This window comes from Planctomycetia bacterium, assembly GCA_021413845.1.
In the GTDB taxonomy this organism is placed as follows: Bacteria; Planctomycetota; Planctomycetia; order Pirellulales; family PNKZ01; genus PNKZ01.
Genome location: JAIOPP010000156.1, coordinates 33,126 through 56,303 on the forward strand (window position 1 = coordinate 33,126; position 23,178 = coordinate 56,303).

General features: G+C 59.2%; 20 protein-coding genes. 1 reads left to right on the top strand and 19 read right to left on the bottom strand.

Going from position 1 to position 23,178, the window contains the following annotated elements; all coding sequences use genetic code 11:
- Positions 1–74 precede the first annotated feature (74 nt).
- Positions 75–2,231: a hypothetical protein gene (locus tag K8U03_25605; GenBank protein ID MCE9608276.1), complete on the bottom strand. Its 2,157-nt coding sequence runs from the start codon at positions 2,229–2,231 to the stop codon at positions 75–77.
- 137 nt (positions 2,232–2,368) lie between these two features.
- Here K8U03_25605 and K8U03_25610 point away from each other — a divergent pair, with 137 nt between their 5' ends.
- Entirely contained in the window at positions 2,369–2,845 is a 477-nt protein-coding gene (locus K8U03_25610) for a GNAT family N-acetyltransferase (GenBank protein ID MCE9608277.1), read from the top strand.
- Between the two features lie 4 nt (positions 2,846–2,849).
- On the opposite strand, the gene K8U03_25615 is transcribed toward K8U03_25610, so the two are convergent.
- From K8U03_25615 to K8U03_25700, 18 genes are all read right to left on the bottom strand, one after another.
- Entirely contained in the window at positions 2,850–3,062 is a 213-nt protein-coding gene (locus tag K8U03_25615) for a DNA gyrase inhibitor YacG (GenBank protein MCE9608278.1), read from the bottom strand.
- Between the two features lie 56 nt (positions 3,063–3,118).
- Entirely contained in the window at positions 3,119–3,448 is a 330-nt protein-coding gene (locus K8U03_25620) for a zinc ribbon domain-containing protein (GenBank protein ID MCE9608279.1), read from the bottom strand.
- A gap of 69 nt (positions 3,449–3,517) precedes the next feature.
- Positions 3,518–4,051 carry a nucleotide exchange factor GrpE gene (gene grpE, locus K8U03_25625; protein MCE9608280.1) on the bottom strand — a complete coding sequence of 178 codons (534 nt, stop codon included), beginning with the start codon at positions 4,049–4,051 and terminating at the stop codon, positions 3,518–3,520.
- Positions 4,052–4,059: 8 nt separating this feature from the next.
- Positions 4,060–5,208, bottom strand: a complete 1,149-nt coding sequence (dnaJ, locus tag K8U03_25630) for a molecular chaperone DnaJ (protein MCE9608281.1) — start codon at positions 5,206–5,208, stop codon at positions 4,060–4,062.
- A gap of 147 nt (positions 5,209–5,355) precedes the next feature.
- Entirely contained in the window at positions 5,356–6,972 is a 1,617-nt protein-coding gene (groL, locus tag K8U03_25635) for a chaperonin GroEL (protein ID MCE9608282.1), read from the bottom strand.
- Between the two features lie 232 nt (positions 6,973–7,204).
- Positions 7,205–7,501 carry a co-chaperone GroES gene (gene groES / locus K8U03_25640; GenBank protein MCE9608283.1) on the bottom strand — a complete coding sequence of 99 codons (297 nt, stop codon included), beginning with the start codon at positions 7,499–7,501 and terminating at the stop codon, positions 7,205–7,207.
- 82 nt (positions 7,502–7,583) lie between these two features.
- A complete protein-coding gene (groL, locus tag K8U03_25645; GenBank protein MCE9608284.1) occupies positions 7,584–9,266 on the bottom strand; it encodes a chaperonin GroEL in 1,683 nt (560 codons plus the stop codon).
- Complete coding sequence (locus K8U03_25650) at positions 9,256–10,662, bottom strand: hypothetical protein (protein MCE9608285.1); 1,407 nt, start codon at positions 10,660–10,662, stop codon at positions 9,256–9,258. The genes groL (K8U03_25645) and K8U03_25650 overlap by 11 nt, the downstream gene beginning before the upstream one ends.
- Positions 10,663–10,812: 150 nt before the next feature.
- On the bottom strand, positions 10,813–12,366 hold the full coding sequence (locus tag K8U03_25655) for a hypothetical protein (GenBank protein MCE9608286.1): 1,554 nt from the start codon (positions 12,364–12,366) through the stop codon (positions 10,813–10,815).
- Between the two features lie 31 nt (positions 12,367–12,397).
- Positions 12,398–14,548, bottom strand: coding sequence for a hypothetical protein (locus K8U03_25660; protein MCE9608287.1), 2,151 nt, complete (start codon positions 14,546–14,548; stop codon positions 12,398–12,400).
- 101 nt (positions 14,549–14,649) lie between these two features.
- Positions 14,650–15,114, bottom strand: a complete 465-nt coding sequence (locus tag K8U03_25665) for a hypothetical protein (GenBank protein MCE9608288.1) — start codon at positions 15,112–15,114, stop codon at positions 14,650–14,652.
- Between the two features lie 205 nt (positions 15,115–15,319).
- Positions 15,320–16,537: a type II secretion system F family protein gene (locus K8U03_25670; protein ID MCE9608289.1), complete on the bottom strand. Its 1,218-nt coding sequence runs from the start codon at positions 16,535–16,537 to the stop codon at positions 15,320–15,322.
- 11 nt (positions 16,538–16,548) lie between these two features.
- Positions 16,549–18,051 (bottom strand): GspE/PulE family protein, encoded by a 1,503-nt coding sequence (locus K8U03_25675; protein MCE9608290.1) that lies wholly within the window; start codon positions 18,049–18,051, stop codon positions 16,549–16,551.
- Positions 18,048–19,256 (bottom strand): PilT/PilU family type 4a pilus ATPase, encoded by a 1,209-nt coding sequence (locus tag K8U03_25680; GenBank protein ID MCE9608291.1) that lies wholly within the window; start codon positions 19,254–19,256, stop codon positions 18,048–18,050. The genes K8U03_25675 and K8U03_25680 overlap by 4 nt, the downstream gene beginning before the upstream one ends.
- Entirely contained in the window at positions 19,247–19,846 is a 600-nt protein-coding gene (locus K8U03_25685; protein ID MCE9608292.1) for a hypothetical protein, read from the bottom strand. The genes K8U03_25680 and K8U03_25685 overlap by 10 nt, the downstream gene beginning before the upstream one ends.
- A gap of 47 nt (positions 19,847–19,893) precedes the next feature.
- Positions 19,894–21,336, bottom strand: a complete 1,443-nt coding sequence (locus K8U03_25690; protein MCE9608293.1) for a hypothetical protein — start codon at positions 21,334–21,336, stop codon at positions 19,894–19,896.
- 38 nt (positions 21,337–21,374) lie between these two features.
- On the bottom strand, positions 21,375–22,313 hold the full coding sequence (locus tag K8U03_25695; GenBank protein ID MCE9608294.1) for a prepilin-type N-terminal cleavage/methylation domain-containing protein: 939 nt from the start codon (positions 22,311–22,313) through the stop codon (positions 21,375–21,377).
- A 5-nt stretch (positions 22,314–22,318) separates the two neighbouring features.
- The gene (locus tag K8U03_25700) at positions 22,319–23,113 is read right to left on the bottom strand and encodes a type II secretion system GspH family protein (GenBank protein MCE9608295.1); all 795 of its coding nucleotides are present in this window, start codon (positions 23,111–23,113) and stop codon (positions 22,319–22,321) included.
- Between the last annotated feature and the right edge of the window lie 65 nt (positions 23,114–23,178).

A 23,178-nucleotide genomic window follows, 5' to 3' on the forward strand; every position in this document is an offset into this window, starting at 1 on the left:
AAAAGTTCGCTTTCCCAGGCAAAGTCGCACATTCTTGCGGAGTCGTTCCCGCCGATCACGTTATTTCTTGGCAACTATTTCTTAGCAACTGCGGCCGGCTTTTTCGTTTCGGCGGGGATCGTGAGAAAGATCGGGTTCGAGGCGTACTTCGTATCGATCGAGAAGCTGACCGAAACCCCGGCCAGCACGGCGATCGGCAACCGCTCGACCGGCAGCGCGGCCGAGGTGGCTTCGAGCGTCATCTTTCCTTCCAAGGTGTTCCCCGCGAGCCGTGTGACGCTGCTCTTGCCGAGCGATACGCCGGGAGGAAGTTGCTCGCCGAGTTTGCCGGTGAAGTATCCCCAGGTAAACTCCAAACCGACGGGGTCTTTGTAGCTGGGGCTCCGCTCGATCTTCACGGTCAGGTCTACTTTGTCCCCCGGATTCAGCTTGAGTTCGCTCGGGATCGCTTCGATCCGCAGCAAGTCGAGTTGTTTCGCGACTCCGACGACCGATGTCCGAACCGGCCAATAGCCTTGGCTCCCTCCTTGCGATTGCAACTCGCAGAGGACCTCGGCTTCGTGCTCGATCGTACGATTGCTTCCGGTCGCCGCGTCGATAGTCTCGGCCTTGCCGATGATTTTCACAAGCGATGCGCCGACCTGCGCCGTCTTATCGGCCGAAAGGATAATGCCGACGCGCGTCATGCCAGGAGGAACCGTAACGGGAGTCTGCGTTACGCCGGCGGGAAGCCCTGAGACGTGGATCTCGACCGGCCCTTCGAATCCGTTGAGGCGAGTTACGTCGGCGAACCACAAGGTGTGCGTTCCCGGCGCGAGCAGAGCGTAGTACAGCTTCCCGGAAACCTCGAAGTCGGGACCAACCGGTTGGATCGTGAGATGGTAGGTGAAGTCGATGCCGCCGCGGTCGTGCAAGTCGCGCACGCAGACGACATAGCGGCCATCGGCCGGCGCGCGAAACGAGAGCTTAGGGTCGGGCGTGAGGGGTAAGTCGTCGGCCTCGGCGACCTTCTTTCCGGCAACGTCGTAGACCTCGAGCACGGCATCGAGCGGCAGGCCGTAGCGGCGAGCATCGACTTGCAGCGCATAGTAGGCATCCTTCTTAGCAACGAACGCGAAGCGATGGGCATCGTCGGGACGCGATAGCCGACCGTTGACGCCGACGGGGAGCTTCACTTCCCGAGGCTTCGCTTCGGCGATCGCTTCCGTTTGAATAAGCTGCTCAAACGGCTCCGAACCGAACTCGACGGGATTCGTCGCCGTGCCGGCGATCGAAAGCCGCTTGCGATTGACGTTCGCCACCTTCGACCTTGCCGGAATGATCGGGGCTCTGCCGATCGTGCGTCCGCTGATCGAAACGACATCGGCTTCGCTGACGGCGAAACCGACGAACACCAGAGGAAACGTCGTCAAGGCCGGTAACCCCCGAGTGATTTCGACGCAATACGAATAACGAGGATCGCCGACGTAGCGTGTGTCGCGCACCGCAAGCACGTAGTTGCCGTCTTGCGGAAGCTCGACGGAAAGCAGGGCATCGCCGCCGAAGTAGTTGTCGTTCATTCCGACGATTTGGCCGTTCGGTCCGGTGAGCGTGAGAATCGGATCCATGTGATAGCCGGCTTTGCCGACCATATCGTGGACTGCTTGCGTCATTCGCTGCGCGTAGATTTGAAACGTCAGTTGCTCCCCCTTCTTCCCTGACATCCGAAAGCAATCGACATCCTCGGGCTCAGGGCATTGCCCACAGACCGCGGCAGGCACGGCAACCGGCTGCGCTTGCGATGGAGTACCGTTCTCGGTCGTCGTCTCGAGAACGACGGGATAGTCGGTCACCAGAATATGCGCAACGCTCGAAACCGCCGCGGGCGTGGCGAGACGAAATTCATGCAGGCCCGGCATTTGGCCGGCCGGCACCACGACTTGCATCTTGTGCGGCGTACCCACCTGCCCGCGCTTGGTGAGCGGGGCTTCGACCGGCTTCGTTTCCAGGAGCCGCATCGTCGGGCCGGGAGGGGCGAAAAACGACGCGTAGGTTCCATCGAGCGAGAAGTTGGAACGGAGTTGAACGTCGGCGGTCGTGCCGCTTTGCACGGCACAGGGATACGCCGTCGTGAGCTGTCGGAAACCGATTCCACCGGCAGCGGCTTTCGACGATGGCGCAATTGCCGCCACGGCAACGACGAAGAAAAGCGGACGCGTTGCGCGCGAAACCGAACTTAGGACCGTACGCATAGACGAGTCTCCGAGGCGGGCTACAATCGCGGGCAGGATGTTTATCATGGCCGGGTTGGGGCAGGGCGTCAAGAAAACGGCGCCGCGATGCACGATCCAGGCGAGTGCTCGATCGAACCGAACGAGGCCGGTGCGTTATGCTCGTGATTCGTGATGCAACCTCGGCCGACGCTTCGAGGATCGTCGACTTCAATAGTCGGATGGCGTGGGAAACCGAGCATAAACGGCTCGACCCTGTGATCTTACAAGCCGGCGTCGACGCGGCGTTGCGGCAACCGCTGTATGCGCGGTACTTCGTTGCCGAGAGTTCGGCTACAGACCAGCCCGAACTCATCGGGCAGTTGATGATCACTTACGAATGGAGCGATTGGCGCAACGGGCTATTTTGGTGGATCCAGAGCGTGTACGTGCGCGAAGAAAATCGCCGAAGCGGAGTGTTCCGGATGTTGCTCGACCATGTCGCAATGCTGGCCCGAGAAACGCCGGGCACTTGCGGGCTACGGCTCTACGTCGAGCATGAAAACCAGGCTGCGATTAAGACCTATGAGCGCCTCGGCTTTGCGGCCAGCGGCCATGTGCTCTACGAAATCGATTGGTCGCAGCAGTCGCGCTGAATCGCTATTCGGATTCGTCGGCCGCTTCCGATGCTTCGCCGGTTTGGTTTTCGTCGGCTTCGTTTTCGTCGTCGGTGCGAGTCGTCGGGAACGAATACCGTTCGCCGAGCCACCGGCCGAGATCGAGTTGCTGGCAGCGAACGCTACAGAACGGCATCGTCGCCGACGCCGTCGACTCGAACTTCTTGCGACAGATTCCGCACGTAACGAGAGGCATGGAAACGGGGTCAGCAAAATAAATGCGATGTACGCGAAACGGAATTACTATCTGAACTACTTGTCGCCGCCACCGGAGCTCTTACCGGAATCGCTTTTGCCCGAATCACTCTTGCCGGAGGAGCCGCCGCTCGACGAACTTCCTCCGGACGAGTCCGACGAGCCGGCCGCCTTGTCCGCGGCTGCGCTCTTCTTATACGAATCGCTGCGGTAGTCGGTTTGATAGAAGCCGGAACCTTTGAAGACTATCGCTCCCCCGGCGCCGAACAAGCGACGAAGCTTCTTCTTTTTGCACTTCGGGCATTTCGTCAGCGGCTCGTCTTTCATCGCTTGAAATTCTTCGAACTTGTGGTCGCAGGCGTCGCAAACGTAGTCGTAGGTCGGCATGGCGAGCTTTCGGAAGAGCGATAAAAACAAGGGAGATCGGGGCTGGAACTTCACACACCGGCGGAACGGCTAAGCGTTCGGCGGCGAGCTCGAAACGATCACTTGCGACGGCCGCACGACCCGATCATGCAACTGATACCCTTCTTGAGCGACCATGACGACCGTGTTCGGCGGATATTCGTCGGTCGGCTGTTGCATGATGGCCGCATGCACGTTCGGATCGAACGGCTTCCCTTGCGCTTCGATCTTTACGGTGTGGTGACGAGCCAAGATCGCTTCGAGTTGCTGCGCGACGAGCTTCACGCCGGTAAGCAGGCTTGAAGCATCGGCGCTTTTTTCGGCGGCAGTGAGCGCGCGGCCGATGTTGTCGACGACGGGCAGCAAGTCGGTGACGAGCGGCATCAAGGCATAGCGGCGCTCATCGTCCATCTCTTTGCGCAGCCGCTTGCGCACGTTGTCCAACTCCGCTTGCGCGCGTAGCGCACGGTCTTTGGCTTCGTTGGCTTCGGCCGCAAGCTGGGCGATGCGCACATCGACCGGCGCTTCGTCGGTTTCCGCGTCGTCGTTGCGTGTATCTTTATTGATTTTTATTTCCTCGTTCATGGCAGGTCTTATTCCTCGCTAGCTTCGTCGCCCGTGATGTAGTCTTTCAGCTTGTCGAAAAAGCTCTTTCGTTGCGGACTGACGTTCGACTTCTCTTCCTCGGCCAACTCACGCAACAGTTGTTCCTGACGCTTCGTGAGTTTCGCAGGGATTTCGACTTGGATTTGCACCAACAGGTCTCCCTTGCCGCGCACGCGAGGGTCGGGCATTCCTTTTCCCTTGAGACGAAACACCGCGCCGGGTTGGGTGCCGGCGGGAATCTTCAAGTCGTCGCGTCCGTCGAGCGTCGGCACTTCGATAGTCGCCCCGAGTGCGGCTTGCGAATAGCTCACCGGCATCGCACATATCAGGTTCTGGCCGTCCCGTTGAAACAGCGAATGCTCGCGCACCGTAATGAAGCAGTAGCAATCGCCGGCAGGTCCGTTGCCGGGGCTCGGATCTCCCTCGCCTGAGATGCGGAGGCGAGTTCCGTTGTCGACTCCCGCGGGAATCTGCACCTCGCGCGTAACCCGTTCGATCACGTACCCTTCGCCGCGACACTCGCCGCAAGGATCGCTGACGATCGTTCCGGCTCCGTGGCAAGAAGGGCAAGTCGTCTGTACGCGGAAGATACCGGTCGATTGAATGACTTGCCCTTTGCCGGCGCAATAGCGGCACGTCTCGGGCTTACTTCCTTTGCGAGCGCCGGTGCCGTGGCAGTCGTCGCACTTCGCATGGCGCGAGATTTGAATATCTTTTTTACAGCCGCGGGCCGCTTCGCGCAGATCGAGGGTCACATCCGCACGAACGTCGCCCCCTTGCTGCGTTCGTCTTCCGCCGCGGCTCCGGCCTCCACCGCTCGCGCCGCCGAACATATCGCCGAAGATCCCGCCGAACGCTTCGAAGATGTCGTTGACGTCGCCGAAATGGGGCGAGCCTCCTTGAGGCCCATCGACTCCGGCATGTCCTAAGCGATCGTATCGGCCGCGCTTATCTTTATCGCTCAGGACTTCGTAAGCTTCGGCTGCTTCCTTGAAACGACCGACCGCTTCGCTGTCGCCGGGATTCTTATCCGGATGAAACTTGATCGCACACTTACGATAAGCGGCCGAGATCTCGCCGTCGGACGCCGTACGCGTGAGTTCCAAGACTTCGTAATAACAGCGTTTCGTCGCCATAATCTACTTTTACCGTTCGCGAAACGAGCCGTCCATGATGGCGAAACGGGTCGCTTCCATCATGATGAAAGCGACCCGTTCACAGCCTACGATAATGCGCGACGCGGAGTCGCGGGTTTCCATTTTTTCCGACCGATCGACATTCGCCTAGCGAACCGAACCTTCGATCTTCGTCTTCTTATCTTCCTTGTCGAAGTTCGTCACCAAAGCCTCGGTGGTGAGCATCAAAGCCGAGATGCTCGCCGCGTTGCTCAGGGCACTACGAACGACCTTCAACGGGTCGATGATGCCGGCCTTGAACATGTCGACATACTCGCCCTTGTTGGCGTCGTAGCCGATGTTCTGAGCCTTTTGGCTCACTTCATCGACGATCACGGAACCGTCGATCCCGCAGTTGTCGGCGATTTGCTTCATCGGAGCCGAGAGGCAATGCAGAATGATATCTACACCGATCCGCTCATCTCCCTTGGCCGCAGCACGAGCCTTTTCAACGGCCGGAGCACAACGGACGAGAGCGACCCCGCCGCCCGGCAGAATTCCTTCTTCGACGGCCGCACGCGTAGCATGCAGAGCGTCTTCGACGCGGGCCTTCTTTTGCTTCATGTCGGCTTCGCTATTCGCACCGACCGAGATAATGGCGACGCCTCCGGTAAGCTTGGCGAGCCGCTCTTGGAACTTCTCGCGATCGTATTCGCTTTCGGTGGCTTCGATCTGATTGCGAATCTGTTGGATGCGCGTTTGAATGTCGGCCGGCTTGCCCGAGCCTTGTACGATCGTGGTGTCGTTCTTGTCGATCGTGATTTGCTTGGCGCGACCGAGGTGAGCAAGCTCGACGCTTTCGAGCTTGATGCCGAGGTCTTCGCTGACGAACGTGCCGCCGGTCAGCGTGGCGATATCGGCCAGCATCGCCTTACGACGATCGCCGAAGCCCGGAGCCTTGACCGCACAGATGTTCAACACGCCGCGCAGCTTGTTCACGACCAAAGCGGCGAGGGCATCCCCTTCGACGTCTTCGGCGATGATCAAGAGGGGCTTGCCCGAGGTGCTGATCTTTTCCAAGATCGGCACCAGATCGCGAATGTTCGAGATCTTCTTTTCGTAGAGCAAAATGTAGGCGTCGTTGAGTTCGCAATCCATCTCGGCCGGACGATTGACGAAGTACGGCGAGATGAACCCCTTATCGAACTGCATTCCCTCGACGAGTTCCTTAGTGGTATCCGTTCCCTTGCCTTCTTCGACCGTGATCACGCCGTCTTTACCGACCTTCTCCATGACGTCAGCCAACAGATCGCCGATTTCCTTGTCGTTGTTGGCGCTGATCGCACCGATTTGGGCGATCTCAGCCTTACTTGAAACCGGCTTGGCGATCGATTGCAGATAAGCCACGGCGGCGTCGACGGCCTTGTCGATCCCGCGACGAATCGCAGTCGGATTGCTGCCGGCCACGATGTTACGGAGACCTTCTTTGAAGATCGCGCGAGCGAGGACCGTCGCGGTCGTCGTGCCGTCGCCGGCGATGTCGGATGTCTTCGAAGCGACTTCGTTCACGAGCTTAGCGCCCATGTTTTCGAAGCGATCTTCCAAGTCGATTTCCTTGCTGACGGTCACGCCGTCTTTCGTCACGGTCGGACCGCCGAACGATTTGTCGATGATGACGTTGCGGCCGGTCGGGCCCATCGTCACAGCCACGGCGTTGGCTAACTTTTCCACGCCTTTAAGCATCTTGGCGCGGGCCAGATCGTCGAAGAGCAACTGCTTTGCCACGGGATAGTTCCTATTGGATCGGTGTTGTGTTTTTGTGATGCGAGGTCGCGTGCAAGACCGCCATACTTCGGCGATCGAACTGCGGAATGACGAATGTCGAATTTCTAATGACGAAAGAATGACGAAGCACGAATGACGAATAGCGTCCTTCGCGGCTTCCAATTCACTTTTTCGGGCTTCGACATTCGTACTTCTTTTGTCATTCGAATTTCGTCATTCGAGTTTTTAGTCTCTAGATGACCTTCGCGAGAATGTCGTTCTCACGCAGGATCTTGACTTCGCGTCCTTCGACTTCGATCTCGGTGCCCGAGTATTTGCCGTAAATCACTTCGTCGCCGACGGCGACGCTCAGCGTGCCGCGGTCGCCGCTATCGAGCAACTTGCCCGGACCGACTGCCACGACCTTGCCACGTTGCGGCTTCTCTTTGGCGGCGTCCGGCAACACGATGCCGCCGGCCGTGACTTGTTCGGCCTCTTGCGGTTCGACGACGACACGATCATCCAGCGGACGAAGATTGACTTTAGCCATGTGATTCAATTCCTTATTGATGCTGCTGTTATTTTTAGTTTGCGTTGAGATTCAAAGGAGCTCGGAGTCGGCGAACAAACACTTACATGCCCATTCCCATGCCACCCATTCCGCCCATGCCACCCATGTCCATTCCGCCCATGCCGCCGCCACCGCCGTGGTGATCGTGGCCGCCGTGGTCGTCGCCATCGTCGTCTTTCGGAATGTCGGTGATCAGCGATTCGGTCGTGAGCAAGAGGGAGGCGACGCTCGCGGCGTTTTGCAACGCGGTGCGAACGACCTTAGCCGGATCGACGATGCCTGCCGCGATGAGGTCGCAATAGACGTTCTTGTCGGCATCGTAGCCTTCGTTCTTCCCCTTGAGCTGACGAACGCGGTTGACGACCACGCCGCCGTCCAGACCGGCGTTTTGCGCGATGCAACGGAGCGGGTTGTCGAGCACATTGCGAATGATCTTCGCACCGAGGCCGGCATCTCCTTCGAGCTTCAAAGCGTCGATCGCCTTCTCGCAACGGAGCAAGGCTACGCCGCCGCCGGGAACGATTCCTTCTTCCAGCGCGGCCTTCACGGCGCACTTGGCGTCTTCGAGCAACGCTTTGCGTTCCTTCATTTCGGTTTCGGTAACGGCACCGCAATTGATCTGAGCCACGCCGCCGGCGAGCTTCGCGAGCCGCTCTTGGAGCTTCTCACGATCGTATTCGCTGTCGGTCACGGTGATCTCGCGACGAATCTGATCGGCACGGCCTTCGATGTCGGCCTTCTTGCCGGCTCCGGAAATGACCGTCGTGTTTTCGCCGTCGATCAAAATCTTCTTGGCCCGACCGAGATCGGTGAGCTTCACGGCGTCGAGTTGAATGCCGAGATCTTTGAAGATCGCGGTGCCGCCGGTGAGCGTGGCGAGATCGCCGAGGATCGCCTTACGACGATCGCCGTAGCCCGGCGCCTTCACGGCACAGACGTTCAAGATGCCGCGCATCTTATTGACGACCAACGTCGCCAAGGCTTCGCCGTCGACGTCTTCGGCGATGATCAAGAGCGGCTTGCCCGACTTGCTGACCGCTTCGAGCAGCGGCACCAAAGTCTTGACGTTCGAGATCTTGTCTTCGTAGATCAAGATCTGACAGTTCTCGAGCTCGACGGTTTGGTTGTCGGGATTCGTGACGAAGTGCGGCGAGAGGTAGCCGCGGTCGAACTGCATCCCTTCGACCACTTCGACGCTGGTCTCGGATTGCTTACCTTCTTCGACCGTGATGACGCCGTCTTTACCGACCTTGATGAAGGCATCGGCCAAAACTTCGCCGATGGCGGAGTCGTTGTTGCCGGCGATCGTGGCGATTTGCTTGAGCTCCGACTTGTTCTTTTCGTTGATCGGAGTCGCCATCTTCTTGATCTGTTCGATCACGGCCTCGACCGCCTTGGCGATGCCGCGCGACAGGGCCATCGGGTCGGCACCGGCGGCGATCATCTTCAAACCTTCACGGAAGATCGCTTCCGAGAGGATCGTGGCGGTCGTCGTGCCGTCGCCGGCAACGTCGTTCGTCTTGCTGGCCGCTTCTTTCACAAGCCGAGCGCCCAGGTTTTCGTACGGGTCATCGAGGTCGATATCCTCGGCGACGGTGACGCCGTCTTTCGTGACCTTCGGGGAGCCCCAGCCTTTGTCGAGTACGGCGTTGCGGCCGCGAGGGCCGAGCGTGCTGCGAACGGCACGCGCCAATTTCGAGACACCGGCTAGAAGGGGCTGACGAGCGTCGTCACTAAATACCATCTGTTTTGCCACAGCGGTTTTCTCCTGATGCGGACGATACGTGGTTAAATGCGGTAGATTCGATCCGTCGGAACGGGATTCCCGTAGGAACGGTGTTCGGTGCGTCGGCCATCGCCGGAAGACGAGGCGACTCATGCCTGAAGCGTCGCCGTGCCGTCTTTGGCAGGCGGAGCTTGTGACGGCACTGCTTAAATGCAAGCGTCATGCCAAAACGCTCGCGCCGCACCGCATAGTCATTCCTAGAAACGACTTGCATCGCGTCGCCGACGCTACGGTCGATGTTAAGCGGAATTCGCCTAGGAAGCGACCGTGCCATATTGGCAGCCGCTATTGAGCGCGCAGCAGCGGCTAATTTCAACAATTGAATTCGCGCTACGCCGCCCACTTTGATATCCAACGTGAGATCGCCGGCGGCCGGATCGCTAAACGCGATCGAAACCTTGCCGAGATTGCCGAGCATCTTTGCGTCGGCGACGACTCCTTCGGCCGACTTGCCGGTCGGCAAGCGATCGACGCCGCACAGGACGAAGCGGACCTTCTGCCCTTTCTTTAGGCTACGCAAAACGTCGCCTCCCTCTTGGAAGAGCGTCATGTCGACCTTCATATCGAAGGCGGATCTGCCGGCCGTGTCTTCGGAGCCTTTGGCTTTGCCGTCGTCGATGTAGCCCGGCAGCCCGAGCTTGGCGAGCCGGGAGGTGTGGACCGCCTTCTGCTCGGCTTGAAACTTGAGCAGGCTCTCGTCGTCAAGAAACACTTCCCAACAGACTCGGTCGGAACCTTTGCCGATGCCGTGTGTCTTCGTGCGGAGCCGATCGCCGACTTTGATATCGGTAAACTTCGCGGGTTCGCCGTTCTTCCAATAGTGCGTGTCGGCGTCGGTGCCGATCACGATTCCCTTCGTGCGAATGAACGGCTCCTTAAGCTTCGGGTCCCAATTCCCTTGCGTAACGGTAAAGGTGCCGATCTTCGGATCGATCGAGTCGACTTGATATTGCTCGCCGTGGTTTTTCAAGAAGTTCATTTCGTCTTGAATGTACGTCAGATAAATCCATTCGCCGGCTTCGTTTTCATGCAGGCGAAAGATCGCGCGCTCCCCGACGCGAAAGTCTTCCAAGTCGCCGAACGTGGCATGATGTAGAAGTTCGGCGTAAGGCATCACGATGAACTTGATGACTTCGTCGCTTCCTTCTTTGCGGAACGTGCCGGTGCGGGTCGCGAGATCCATGCTGACAAGCTCGCCCCAGGGCCGGCGCATTTTATCCGTCGGCACGATCACCTTGCCCGGCGTGATCTTCAACACCGGCTTCGCAGCAGGCTCAGCCGCAAGAGCCGAAAAACTCAGCAAAGCAAGCAACACGACGAACGACAAAATAACGAACCGAGAAAACGTCTTCATGGGATACGATTCGCTGGGCGGGGAAGCGAAGAATGGAAAGGCACGCGCGCAAGCGTGCGACGGCGATACACGGAAGTGTAAGCAGCCGAGCGGCTTTGCCGCAACAGGCGTGCGGCCAGCCCGACGAAAGGAGAAGGGAATGCCCTGCGACTACGATCGCTCGAGCGATTCGAGGCGGAAGCGGATCGCCGCCGCTTCCTTCTTCTTTTTCGTTTCCTCGAAAAAGGCCGCTTCATTAGCAAGCGCCAACGTCAGGGACTCCCAATTCCCTTCGCTCTCGAAGCGCTCTTGGGCCGCATGCAGCCGCTGCAAACCTTGCTGTACATCCCCCATCATCAAGTAAGCGAGTCCGAGGTCGGCTTCGGCGTCGGCTCGCTCGGGCCACTCCAATCCATCGACCGTTTCGACCGATTTGCGCAGCAAGCCGAGCCCTTGTTGAACTTGTCCGCTCTTCAAACGCAGGCTGCCCAAAAGACCCAACGCGGCACGTGCCGGAGGCGTCGTCTTTTGGCCGGCAATGCGTACCAGGATCGCCGTGGCCGCACCGTCTTGTTGCAATTGAATAAGCGACCGTGCTTGGCGAATGCGCAACCAAGTTCTGGCATCTTCATCGCGCGAAGAAGCTTCGGCCCGCTTAAACGATACCAATGCCGCTTGACCATGCGTGCGATCGAGATACCAAATGCCGATCGCGTTCCAAACCGCGGTTTCGGCGACACTCGGATCGGCACCGGCATCCGAAGCCGTGGCATTCAAGTCGACACCGGAAACCTCGGTGCCCGGCAGCGGTTCCATGAGCTGCAATTTCTTCACGACATCGTTCGGCCAAGGAGACTCGACCGGGCGTTGATAGCCGAGCCGCTCCCACAAGACAGGATCATGAATCGGATGGTCCGAAGCGAGAAGTTGCGAGGCAACGACCACGGCTCGTTGCCAAGTCGCGGCGGCAAGCGCCGGATCACCGGCACGACGTTGCGAGTCGCTTAACAACAACAAGAGATAAGCGGATTGATAAGTACTCACTTGCAATGCCGCAGCTACGGCCTTCTCGAATGCCGCGGCTGCCTCGCGAGGCTTGTCGTTCAAAAGCTGCGCCGTTCCTTGAAGCTGCCAAGCGTCGATCTCCAGCAACTGCGATTCGCAATCCACGGCGAGCTTGAGCAGATGTTGATTGAGAGCGTTGTCGATCTGACCTTGCGTGAGAGAATTCTTGAAACGATTGCGAGCTTCTAAATAGGTCTGATAAGGAACGGGGTTGCGCTTGCGAGCGGCATCGAGCGTCGTCCAGTTTTGCGGCGGGCCCGACGACGAGCATTGTCGATCATGGACTTCGGCCAGCAACGACATAGCCTGACCGTTTTGCGAAGCGGAGCCGGAGCGGAGCCATTCCAGTGCGGCCTCGGGATGACGCTGAATCCAACGCGAAGCGGCGACCGTGCGATGAGCCGTCGCCAGTTCCGATACGCGCGTCGCCAGTTCTCCGGTCGTGAGGGAAACCTCTTGGCTTTCGCCGAGGCTCTGGCCGACGATATCGAACTTCGGGGTTCCCTTCGGCGCAGGCTCTGCCTTCTTCGCTTTCTCAAAGACCTCGGCCCAATCCTTCGTAGTAGCCGGCGAAAAACAACCGCTCGACACGAGCAACAGCAGCGCAGCTGTAGCCGAGAGAATCGTAGCCTTATCGTTACGCGAAAGCGAAATCATCATGAGGGCTTTCCAATGGAGCTAAGAATGCGCTTTAGTAAAGCTTGGGAACCAAGCTATGAAAGCGCAACGACTTCTGTAGCGCGTTGACCGGAGGGTTCGCACGTAAAACTTCGATCGGAGTGAAACTATTCAACGTGCCGTTGGCATCCGGAGCGTTCGGATGCAGGCTCAGGTCTCGAATCAGGTCGTGGCTCAACTCGGCCGATTCCGATGGTGTGTTGAACACATACGGGCGGACCATGATCACGAGCTCCGTCCGTACGCGGTTCGTTTGTTGACGACGGAAAAAGAACCCGATGACCGGAAGCTTGCCGAGGATCGGTACTTCCTCACGAGAATCGGTGAGGTTTTCTTCGATCAAGCCGCCGATTGCGACAGCCAAGCCGTCTTTAGCGACGATCGTGCCGGAGACGATGGCGGTTCGCAGGACGTCGATCGGCAGCGAAACGATGTTTCCCGCCGAATTGACGAGCGGGATCGTCGCTCCGCCGACGTCGACCGTGGAATTCTGCTGCGAGATTCGCAGCGTCACCGTACGGTCGGCGTTGATGTTCGGCGTGATGAGCAGGCCTTGCCCGACTTGCGTGAGCTGCGTTTCCGGCGAAGGCTGAACGCTCGTCGTCGCCGCGTTGTTCGTCACCGCACCAGATTGCGAATAGCCGATGACGAGCGGAATCTGCCGGCCGATGAAGATATTGCTGACTTCATTATTCGCCGTAAGCAGCAGCGGGGTCGCGAGGTTCGTAATGCGGTTGTTGTTCTCCAACAATTGGATCCGAGCGCGGAAGTTGGCATCGACGTATTGAAACGTCAGGTCGCGATCCGAGCCGGCAAGGCTCGGAGTGATTCCGATACCGGTCTGCGAGTTGCGTCGTTCGAGATCGCTGAGAGTATCCGTGGCCGGCGCCAAAATATTGCCGGCGGTGAAGCCCGCGGCCATGGTGTTGCCGTTCGTAAACTGCCAGTCGAAGACCGAGGTAAACCGGTCTCCCAACTCCAACGACATGACCTTCACTTCCAACAACACCAGCGGCGTCGGCACGTCGAGGCTGGAAATCAACTCACTGATGCGCTGCATGATTTGTTCGTCGCCCGTACGGACGACGATTTGATTGTTGCGACGAATCACGGTGACGTAGATCCGAGCCCGGCGGCTTCGCAACAGATCGTCGATCGCGGCCCGATCTTCCGCCGTGGACCCCACGCGAGCTTGCTCCAGCCGCTGAATTTGGTCCGCGCTCAAGTCTAATTGCTGCGGCTGAAACTGATTGTTCATTCCTTGGCCGATGCCTCCGCCTAAGCCCCCTCCGCCGATGCCTCCGCCGAATCCGCCGCCACCGAGACCACCACCCAATCCACCTCCGCCGATTCCACCACCGAGCCCACCGCCGCCGATACCACCGCCAAGCCCGCCCCCTCCGATACCGCCACCACCGATGTTACCACCTTGCCCGGAAACGCCCTGTCCGTTCTGACCGCCGACTCCGCTCGATTGGTTAAAAGCGTTCAGCAGGCTATAGCGGCTGAAGCGTTGCTGCAGGTCTTGGCTCGTGAGCTGATCACCGGCCAAGAAGCTCCCGTAGTTGAGCTGAACGCGATCGCCGAACAAACTTTGAATCGCGATCGCAACGTCGACCGGATTGGGATACAGCAACGTAAAGACCTGCGTCTTCTCTTCACGGAAACTACCGATGTCGCTTTCGTATTCGTCGGTCGTGTAGACCCGAATGATTCCGGTGCGGCGGTCTTGGCGATAGAAAAGCTTGGCCGATCCGGCCATTTCCGTGAGTGCCGTAAACGCCTCGACGTCGCGTAAATAAATCGTCACCGGAACTTTCGCTGCGTCCGTCGACGGCACGATCTTAAGACCGGACTGATCCGACAGGACGCGTGCGGCTTCGCCGAACGGCATGTCACGAAATTCGACGAGATCCAAAGGAGCCGACGGTGCTACGATTTCGCCGACGGCCAAGTCGGGATTGGTTGCCGAGCCGGGTGCGCCGTCGGGAGGAAGCGGTGGTGCGAGTTCTTCCGCAGGAAGAATCGGCAGCGGACGGGTCGCCTCGGGCTGCTGACCGTGCGCAACGGCAACCAGCATGAACCCTGCGAGAACCAGCACGACTCGACGACGCGAGACTGCCGCAACAATCAACCCGCGCAAGATGGAATGACGTCCTTCCATGGACCGCAAGCTCCTAACGCGAATCATTCGCGTTGCCGTGTTCACCAAGACTTCAGCTTGGCGTTAATTCTCAATTCGTACGCATCGCTTCATTCAATCGCTTAATTCAAATAAATCGTCTGCTTTCGATCTACGATCTCGATATGCAACTCCGAAATGCTCAACTCCGTAACCTTGAGCTGCATCGCTCCTCTTGCGCCGGGAATCTGAATCTCGGAACCCATGCGAATCGTCAACGGCTTGCCGCCGACTTCGATAATGGCAACCGGCGGCTTATTGCGAGCGAACACTCGGGCCAGAATACGAATCTCCGGCAACGGCGGAGGCCCTGCCGAAGCATTGCGATTCGCGTCGCCGTCGCCGATCAATCGACGCATATCCGGGCCGGGCATCGTCGGATCGGAGCCGGCACCGGAAGGGGGCCGACGATCGCCCCCGCCATCAACGGCATCGAGCCCGGCACCGACCGGAGCATTTGCAGCCGGAGCACCCGCAGCGGGATTCACCGCAGCAGGGCTATCGGGTCCGACAAGACGAAGCTGACCGGCCGCAGTAGAAGGAGCCACACCAGAGGCAGGCCCGGAGCCGGGAACGCCCGGCGGTGGCGAGGTAGCCGGAGGGCGAGGAGCGCCGGGCGGCAATCCGCTTCGCGGCGGCTGCGCGACGACCGACGCTACGGCCGAAACACAAAACACGAAAGCAGTGATCGATGCGGCCGCAGAAAAACGAGACACGCTTCGCAACGTCGGCTGAATTCGCATACGCATGGCGTCACGCGCCTCCTGCCGAGAAGAGGGCCATGAAAAACGCAATGTATACGAAGCCGACGATGCCGCCGACGATGACGATGATGCACGGCTCGACGATGACGCTGAGCTGGCGAACGGCGGATTGAAGTTGTGATTCATGAAATCGCGCTACCTCATCGAGAACTTCATCGATCGTACCTGCCGATTCGCCTACGGCGACCATGCGAGCCAACATCGGCGTGAATGCGTGGTCGGCAGCAAGCGGTTCGGCTAGCGTGCCTCCTTGCATCACAGCCTGGCGTGCCGCTGCGACGCGGCTGGCTAGGTAGCGATTGGTAAGGAGTTCTTCCGTGGTGCGGAGGCCTTCCAACAGGGTGATCCCGCTGCGGACTAAAATTCCGAGCGAACGGGAGAAAGCTGCGGTGCCGGCGAGTCGCAAGAGGTAACCGATAACGGGAACTTGCAACAACCGACGATCGATAGCTAGCCTGCCGAAGGGGTTGCAGTATAGCGCTACGAAGGCGACGGTCAATATCAGTATGCCGATAAGAGTGTGCGGCAGATACGTTCGCGCAGCATCCGATACATCGACGAGAAGTTGGGTGATCGGGGGGAGCTTGCGGCCCATACCATCGAGGAACGTTTTCAGCTTCGGGATCACGCCCACCACCATGAATGCGGTGACGCCGACCGCCGCAAGCAACACCAGCGATGGATAGGCCAGTGCCGTCATCAAGCTGGCTTTCAACTGCCGGCGGCGTTCAAGCGTATCCGAGGCTCGATCGATCGTTTGCTCGAGGTTTCCCGTTTGCTCACCGACGCGCACCAATTGCACGAGCAACATCGGAAAGCTCTTTGCCTCTTTCATCGCATCGGCGAAGGCGGCCCCTTCTTGAATGCGCGATGCTACGCGCCCCCAAAGACGCTGCATGCAGTATCGGCCCGATTGACGAGAGACCGCTTGCAGCGATGTCAGCAACGTCAAGCCACCGCGAAGCATCACAGCGAGTTGCTTGCCGCTTTGCTCGATTTCGATCGACCGAGGAGGCAACAATTCCAAGGGATTGTAACGCTTCCAAAGCTCACCGATCGATTGGTCCGTCTCGGCGGCGCGAACGTCGACGACCATCCAGCCGCGCTGACGCAAGCTTTGAACGGCCGTCGGCGCCGAGGCCGCCTCCAGCAAGCCGGCTTGTGCCCGCCCTGAGGCGTCGCGCGCGCGAAATTGAAAACTGGGCATCGCTTAACGCCTTACCACGTCGTGACTGCCGACAGCGCTTCGCGCACCGTCGTCAGACCGGAGGAGATTTTTTGAAACGCATCGTCCGTGAGCCGCGGAGTTCCCTTGGCTCTCGCCAAGCCGACGATCTGCGCCTCTTCGGCGCCGTTGGCGATTTCAAGAGCCAGCTCTTCGTCGATCGACAGAAGCTCGAACAAGCCGAGACGACCGGTATATCCGCGATTTGCGCAATAAAGACATCCTCCCGGCTGATAGACCGTCATTCCCGCCGCGCTCGGACGATCCAAAGCCAGCGCTTCGGAAACGCTTAACTCCACCGGTCGTTTGCAGTGCTGACACAACCGTCGCACCAATCGCTGAGCAACGGCGAGCCGCAACGTCGCTCCGGTCAGATAGCGGTCGACTCCCATGTCGCTGAGTCGGGTGATTACGCTAGCCGCGGAATTCGTGTGCAGCGTGCTGAGCACGAGATGCCCCGTGAGCGAAGCCTTGATCGCGACGTCGGCCGTTTCGCGATCCCGAATTTCACCGATCATCACGATGTCGGGATCGTGCCGCAACACGCTTCGCAGCGCCTTGCTGAAGCTCACCTTATCGGCCGAGTCGACTTCGACCTGAGCAACGCCGGGAATGCCGTATTCGATCGGATCTTCGATCGTGACGATGTTCCATTCTTCGTGCGCAATGAGCTTGCGCAGCGCCGCATAAAGGGTCGTCGTCTTACCGCTTCCGGTCGGGCCCGTCAGCAGAATCATCCCGTGCGGCTTGTCGATCGCGTTCTCGAACGAAGTGAGGTCGGTGGGGCACATGCCCAGGCGTTCGAGCGTCAGCGATTCGGTTTGCAACGCCAACAGCCGGAGCGTCATGCGCTCGCCGTACTTCGTCGGTAGGGTCGCGGCTCGAATGTCGATCGACTGTCCGGTCGGGCCAAACTTATGGCTGAAGCGGCCGTCTTGCGGGGCCCGTTTTTCGGCGATGTCCATTTCGCCCAAGACCTTGAACCGGCTGACGAGCGTCGTGTGCACGGCCAACGGCAGCTTGCGATAGCGTTCGAGTTGCCCATCGACTCGAAAGCGGATCTGCACACCGTCTTCATAAGGATCGATATGCACGTCGGATGCTTGGCGCACGATCGCCGCGTGGAGCAATTCGTCGCAGATGCTCGTCGAGTCCTTCGCGTCGGCATCGTTGCCGCGCGGATCGATTCGGCCGCGCGTGGGAACGATGACCGTCGACGGACCTTTGCCGTCGCCGAAAATTCTCGCCAGAACACGTTTCAAAGATTCCGGCTCGGCCCGCTCTGCGCGGATCGGCAGATCGATCAAGCGTTGCACCGCTTGCAACGCACCGGCATCGTTTTCATCCACGCAAGCGACGTAGACGATCCCCTCGATCGACGCGAACGGAAGCACCAAGCGCCGCAGCGCCAACGTCGAAGGAATGCGCAAGGCCCAGGCGGGATCGACGCGGACCTGATCCATATCGAGCGGCGCATTTTGCGAGACGGGGCTCATTTAGCTGCTCCCTGAACACGGAAGGGGCCGTTGCCCCGTTGCACTGGCATCCGTGCGATACGATCTCGAACGACGGCCGGGTTGCGCGACATGTTCGTCGCCGTGTGTTCGGAAATCCAACCGGTGCTCCAGAGCTTCGCCAGACTTTCATCTTGCGTTTGCATTCCGGCACCACCGCCCGACTCCATCGCCGAGTAAATCTGAGAAGCTTTTCCTTGAGCGATCAAGTTGTTGATGGCTCCGGTTGCGAACAGCACTTCGCTGACGACGATGCGCCGCCGCCGAATCGTGCCGTCGGCCGCCGGCTCCAAGACTCCGCGCTCGCCGTCGGCCACGAGCAAGTGCTGCGTTACGATCGCACGCAACACCAGCGACAATTGACGTCGAATCCCGTTTTGCTCATCGGCAGGAAACACCGAGACGAGCCGCTCGATCGTGCCGACGCAGTCGCCGGCATGGACCGTCGTAAACACGAGATGTCCGGTCTCGGCGGCCGTGATGGCCGTGCGGATCGTATTCAAGTCTCGAATTTCGCCGACCAAGATCACGTCGGGATCTTGCCGCAACGACGCGACCAACGCATCATTGAAGCCGCCGGTGTCGAGCCCCACTTGGCGTTGATTCACCAGGCTCATCGCCGACGGATGCAGATATTCGATCGGATCTTCGATCGTTACGATGTGCGAACGGCGCGTTTTGTTGACCCGATCGATCAACGTAGCGAGGGTCGTGCTCTTACCGGCGCCGGTCGGGCCGGCGACGACGACCAACCCGTCGGGCAGCGAACAAAGATCGTACAACGTGTCGGGCAAACCGAGATCGGCCAACGTACGGAACTTATCTTCCAATCGCCGCAGCGCGATCGAAATAGCGCCTTGGCGACGAAAGACATTGAAGCGAAACCGCGTGCCGTCCGGCGCGGTTAAGGCCCCGTCGATGGAGCCGGTAATGTCGAGCGATTTGCGATCGAATGCGCGTGCGAGGATTTCGCCCATCGCTTGCGTCGCAGGCACCGACAGGATGCCGAAATCATCTTGCGTTTCTAAGATGCCGTGGATGCGCAAATAAGCCGGCAATCCGGGCGCAATGTGCAGATCGGAGGCGTCTTGAAGAACGCATTGCTCCATCAATTGCGCAAGTAAACGCTCGGCGCTCTCGAATTCGGCCGGCGTGATCGGGACCTGAGATTCCGACTTTAGATCCATAGCAACAACGTCCAACTACGCCACGCGGTTTCCGAGCTTGTTTCCGACATCGAGAGCGCCACCGGAATGACCGACGAACCGGAATCGCGGAGCGACTCCAGTGTTTCCAGTACATCGGCATAACGTCCGTAAAATCGAATCTTCCAAAGCCGCGTCGTGCCTGGCGACGTGTTGTCTTTGTTCAAGCGATTAAGGGCTTCCTGAAAGGAAGGAGGGAGATCTCCCGAGTTCGTCGCAGCCGATTCCTCGAAAGGATAGAGTCCTCGATCCCAAAGCATTTTCGAAATCTGGCGCAAGGCGTTCGTGCGGAGTTGGGGCTCCGTAATTTGCATCGCTCCCAGCGACTTCCAGCGCGCGTCCCATTCCGTTTTTTCTTTCTTAACGCCGTCCAACTTCTCTTGCGAGTTTTCCAGCTTCAGCTTTTCCGCCACGACATCCATCGGCGAGACCGCCGAAGGACGGAGCGCTTCCAGCGACTTGCTTGCCGCCTTCAATTCGGAATCGCGACTATACCCCAACACATAGCCGCCGATGACGAGCAATGCCGGAAGCAGCATGACGAGCATCTGTTCGCGTGGTGTTTTACCCATAGTAATCTACGCTTTGCGAAGCACGAGAAAGTGAAGTCGAAATAATCTCAAGGGGCCGGGACGCGAACGATCGTACTCGGCGGTGTCGGAATGGCGCTGGGGGAAGTACCGGTCGGAATCGGCTTCGGAACGTTTAAGTCTCGCAGTTGGATCTCGAACGTCCAAGGGCCGCCGTTTTCCTTCAGGTTGCGAGCCGATTGCTTAGCCGGATCGACGGCCCAACCGAGAGCACCGAAATCCGTAGTGATTTCCGCAGTCAGTTCGGCGATATGCTCCGGATGCATCGTCACTCCGGAGAGCGTAATCTCACGCCCGTTGGCGGAGATTTTCTGAAGCACCCAATCGTGCGTCGCATCGTCGGAAAGTCGGCGCATCATTTCAGCCAATCGCCGACGGTGCGAATGAAATACCTCTTCGGTCCGTTGAACGTCGTTGGCAAGCCTTTTCTGTTCCCCTTCGACTTTCGTCAACTCGGTCTCTAACGTCTTGATCTGGGCTTTGATTGCGTCCACCTCTTTGCCGGGCGCTTCGAGTCGAGTTTTTTCGGCAGCGACCTTCGCGATTTCCGAGGCGACCCAAAAGTTGTGTGCGTAACAGGCTCCGACGACGATCAGCCCCATCACGCCGGCAACCATGTTTCGCTGTCGCGCCGTCATGCGGCGTGCGGCCGGCACGATCATCGGCACGGCGATCGTCTTAGCGCGCACGGCTTGATGCCAGGCCGCGAGCCAACGCCGTAGCGTGTCGTCATCTTCCAACAGCGAGAACGACGTGGCGCCGAGATCCGAATCGGCGTTCGCCGGGACGCTCCCTTCCGGAATGACGACGGCTACTTGCGTCGCGCTGCTTTGCTGCTTCCAAGCAGTCGCGACTGCCGACCAATTCGCCGCGACGGCCCCGTCGTCGACATGGGCCTTCGTGACGTTCCCTTCTAAGCAGACCGTCCGCACCACGGCACCAGGCCAAAACTCGACCCGGCCGGGAATGCCGACCGCCGGCGCAAGACCGAATTGATACGGCACACCGCCCGGATGCGCAATACCTGCGAATCGGCCGCCGAGCTTGCGCACCGCTTCATCGAGTTGGTCTCGAACGGCACTGCTGACTTGCGTAAGCCAAAAATGTCGTTGGCCTGCAGTCTCTCCGAGCGGCAGAGAAGCGGCCGTCGCTTCGAACGCGCTGATGCCCGAGATCGGCTCCGCCTCGAAGTTCAGCATCTGCAGTAATTCTTCGGCACTCAAACCATACGTGTTTCCCGAAGCCAGCGCGATCGTATGCGTCCACACATCGCCGGATAAAACGAAGACGCGCCCCGGCTTGCGACGATCGAAACCGATCGCCGTTTCCACAAGCGCGACGGGATCGTCGAGATGCGGACGCTCGCGCACGACGAAGACCGCCGGCTCGGCAGCGCGTGCCGAGGCGTAATCGGCCCGAATGAGCCGATCGCGCGTCACGACGATGATCGTTATGGAATTTGAGAACAGCATTACTTACTACAGGCTCTATGGAAGATCAAATCGAGTGCTCATTGCAATCGCAAATCAACGACGTAGAGGGAGCCCGCCCGCACGATGATCGCGGCGCTGGCCTTTTTCTTAGTCGTCACCGTCGTAGGAGCACCACTATCGGGATCGGGATCACCCGGGCTAGTTCGTTCCAACGTCGCTTTCACGACGCGAGGCCCTAGCACGGGTTTGTTAAATGCGTAACGGTAGGTCGGTGCGTCGGGTGTCTGCGTGAACTCCGCCACACCATCGGCGTCGATAGGCGGAACGACATGATCCGGAGCGAACAACCTCACTTGGATCGTCAGCGTCTCGCCGGTACCGGTCGTCGGCGCGACCCATTGGCCGCCGACCAGTTCCAGGATACTCCCCGAAATCGATTCGCCGTAGAAAGAATCGGCCGAAGTCGTCAGAGGGAGCGAAAAGCCGAGATCCTTCGAATAGGTATCGGGGCCGCCGAGCGCGTAGTCCGACCCAAGGCTCGCCACGGTGAGGCCGTTCGAGGTGTCGAAGGCAAAGGGATTTCCCCAACCGTCGCGCAGCATCGTCGCTCCGGCGGGCAAACGCATGTAAGGACCTCGCCAGCCTCGGGCGACCGTCACATCGGAGTCGTCCCCGGCGAGCGCGCCGCTATGAAAGTCCGCGAGGCCGTCCATCTTCATAAACAATTCGTCGATGCTCATCGGCAGCCGGCCTACGTCGGCCACGAAGCTGGGCGCCGAGGCATTCACGTCGGTCGTATTGGTCGGACGGCCCACGATCGCGGCTCGCAGCTCATCCAACGTCTTCTGCGTGGCATCGACGCGCGATTGCTTGCTCAACGGCTCGAGCGACTGCACGGCGACCGTCGTCAGCACCGCCAGGATGCTCAAGACGATAATCATCTCCAGCATCGTGAACGCGCTACGGCGCAGCCGCATGCCGGCGGTCGAAAGTCGCGAATTCAAAGTATGACGCATCGGCATTATTTCCACGACTTCAAGGGCAGGGCGATGTCATCGCCGAGCGTCAGCACGCCGGTCGTAGTGTTGGACGTGATATCTAAAGTCTTATTAGGGCCGGCCGACACGACATAAGCCGTGTTCATCAGCACGCCGCCGTGCGGAGTAGTCTGAATCGAAATCACGATCGGGCTTCCCCACGAGTCGGGCACCATGTAGTCCCCCTCTTGGCCGAAAGTCGTCGTGAAACCGAAGTCCTTCCATTTACGCGTGTCGTTTTTGTCGGTGGGATAACGAGCATCTTCCGGATTGGGATACTTCAACGTCTTGCTCATCAAGTACGGGCCGTTCCAACCGAGGCGCGTCGAAGCGTCGTAGTCGCCGATCGCCGCATAGCGCACGGTTACTGCCGGCGTGGCGTCGTACTGTCGCGGATTGACGAACAGGAAATGCAGCTGCGGCAAATACTTGAGCTGCTCCGTCGTGGTGCCGAGCGTGCTTGCGCGAGTCGTGTCGGGATAAGTAGGCGGAGTTCCGGGAATGGCATGCAAACGGGGCAAGCCCTGAAACCCGAGCGAGTCGGCCATGTCGTGCATATACCGATCGGCAATGACGTCGCGCAGTTCTTGCACCGAAACTTTGGCGACGGCGCTGCGCGTCTCCTCTTGCGTGTTCGTCATGCCCGGCACGACCAAGGCGGTGAGAATCGCGAGGATCGAAACGACCATCACGAGTTCTAAGAGCGTGAGTCCTCGGCGCTGGGCGAACGCTCGCGAAGCACCCCGAACGGGAACGTGTGTTGAGAATGAGTATCGCATATGGTTAGTCTCGATTTTCAAGCGGAGAATTTCGTACGAGTCTTCAAGCCAGAGCAACAAGCCTA

Excerpts from the sequence above, each read along its gene's own strand:
- K8U03_25605 (MCE9608276.1), bottom strand. The coding sequence starts at position 2,231 with ATGCGTACGGTCCTAAGTTCGGTTTCGCGCGCAACGCGTCCGCTTTTC.
- K8U03_25610 (MCE9608277.1), top strand. The coding sequence starts at position 2,369 with ATGCTCGTGATTCGTGATGCAACCTCGGCCGACGCTTCGAGGATCGTC.
- K8U03_25615 (MCE9608278.1), bottom strand. The coding sequence starts at position 3,062 with ATGCCTCTCGTTACGTGCGGAATCTGTCGCAAGAAGTTCGAGTCGACG.
- K8U03_25620 (MCE9608279.1), bottom strand. The coding sequence starts at position 3,448 with ATGCCGACCTACGACTACGTTTGCGACGCCTGCGACCACAAGTTCGAA.
- grpE (MCE9608280.1), bottom strand. The coding sequence starts at position 4,051 with ATGAACGAGGAAATAAAAATCAATAAAGATACACGCAACGACGACGCG.
- dnaJ (MCE9608281.1), bottom strand. The coding sequence starts at position 5,208 with ATGGCGACGAAACGCTGTTATTACGAAGTCTTGGAACTCACGCGTACG.
- groES (MCE9608283.1), bottom strand. The coding sequence starts at position 7,501 with ATGGCTAAAGTCAATCTTCGTCCGCTGGATGATCGTGTCGTCGTCGAA.
- groL (MCE9608284.1), bottom strand. The coding sequence starts at position 9,266 with ATGGTATTTAGTGACGACGCTCGTCAGCCCCTTCTAGCCGGTGTCTCG.
- K8U03_25650 (MCE9608285.1), bottom strand. The coding sequence starts at position 10,662 with ATGAAGACGTTTTCTCGGTTCGTTATTTTGTCGTTCGTCGTGTTGCTT.
- K8U03_25655 (MCE9608286.1), bottom strand. The coding sequence starts at position 12,366 with ATGATGATTTCGCTTTCGCGTAACGATAAGGCTACGATTCTCTCGGCT.
- K8U03_25660 (MCE9608287.1), bottom strand. The coding sequence starts at position 14,548 with ATGGAAGGACGTCATTCCATCTTGCGCGGGTTGATTGTTGCGGCAGTC.
- K8U03_25670 (MCE9608289.1), bottom strand. The coding sequence starts at position 16,537 with ATGCCCAGTTTTCAATTTCGCGCGCGCGACGCCTCAGGGCGGGCACAA.
- K8U03_25675 (MCE9608290.1), bottom strand. The coding sequence starts at position 18,051 with ATGAGCCCCGTCTCGCAAAATGCGCCGCTCGATATGGATCAGGTCCGC.
- K8U03_25680 (MCE9608291.1), bottom strand. The coding sequence starts at position 19,256 with ATGGATCTAAAGTCGGAATCTCAGGTCCCGATCACGCCGGCCGAATTC.
- K8U03_25685 (MCE9608292.1), bottom strand. The coding sequence starts at position 19,846 with ATGGGTAAAACACCACGCGAACAGATGCTCGTCATGCTGCTTCCGGCA.
- K8U03_25690 (MCE9608293.1), bottom strand. The coding sequence starts at position 21,336 with ATGCTGTTCTCAAATTCCATAACGATCATCGTCGTGACGCGCGATCGG.
- K8U03_25695 (MCE9608294.1), bottom strand. The coding sequence starts at position 22,313 with ATGCGTCATACTTTGAATTCGCGACTTTCGACCGCCGGCATGCGGCTG.
- K8U03_25700 (MCE9608295.1), bottom strand. The coding sequence starts at position 23,113 with ATGCGATACTCATTCTCAACACACGTTCCCGTTCGGGGTGCTTCGCGA.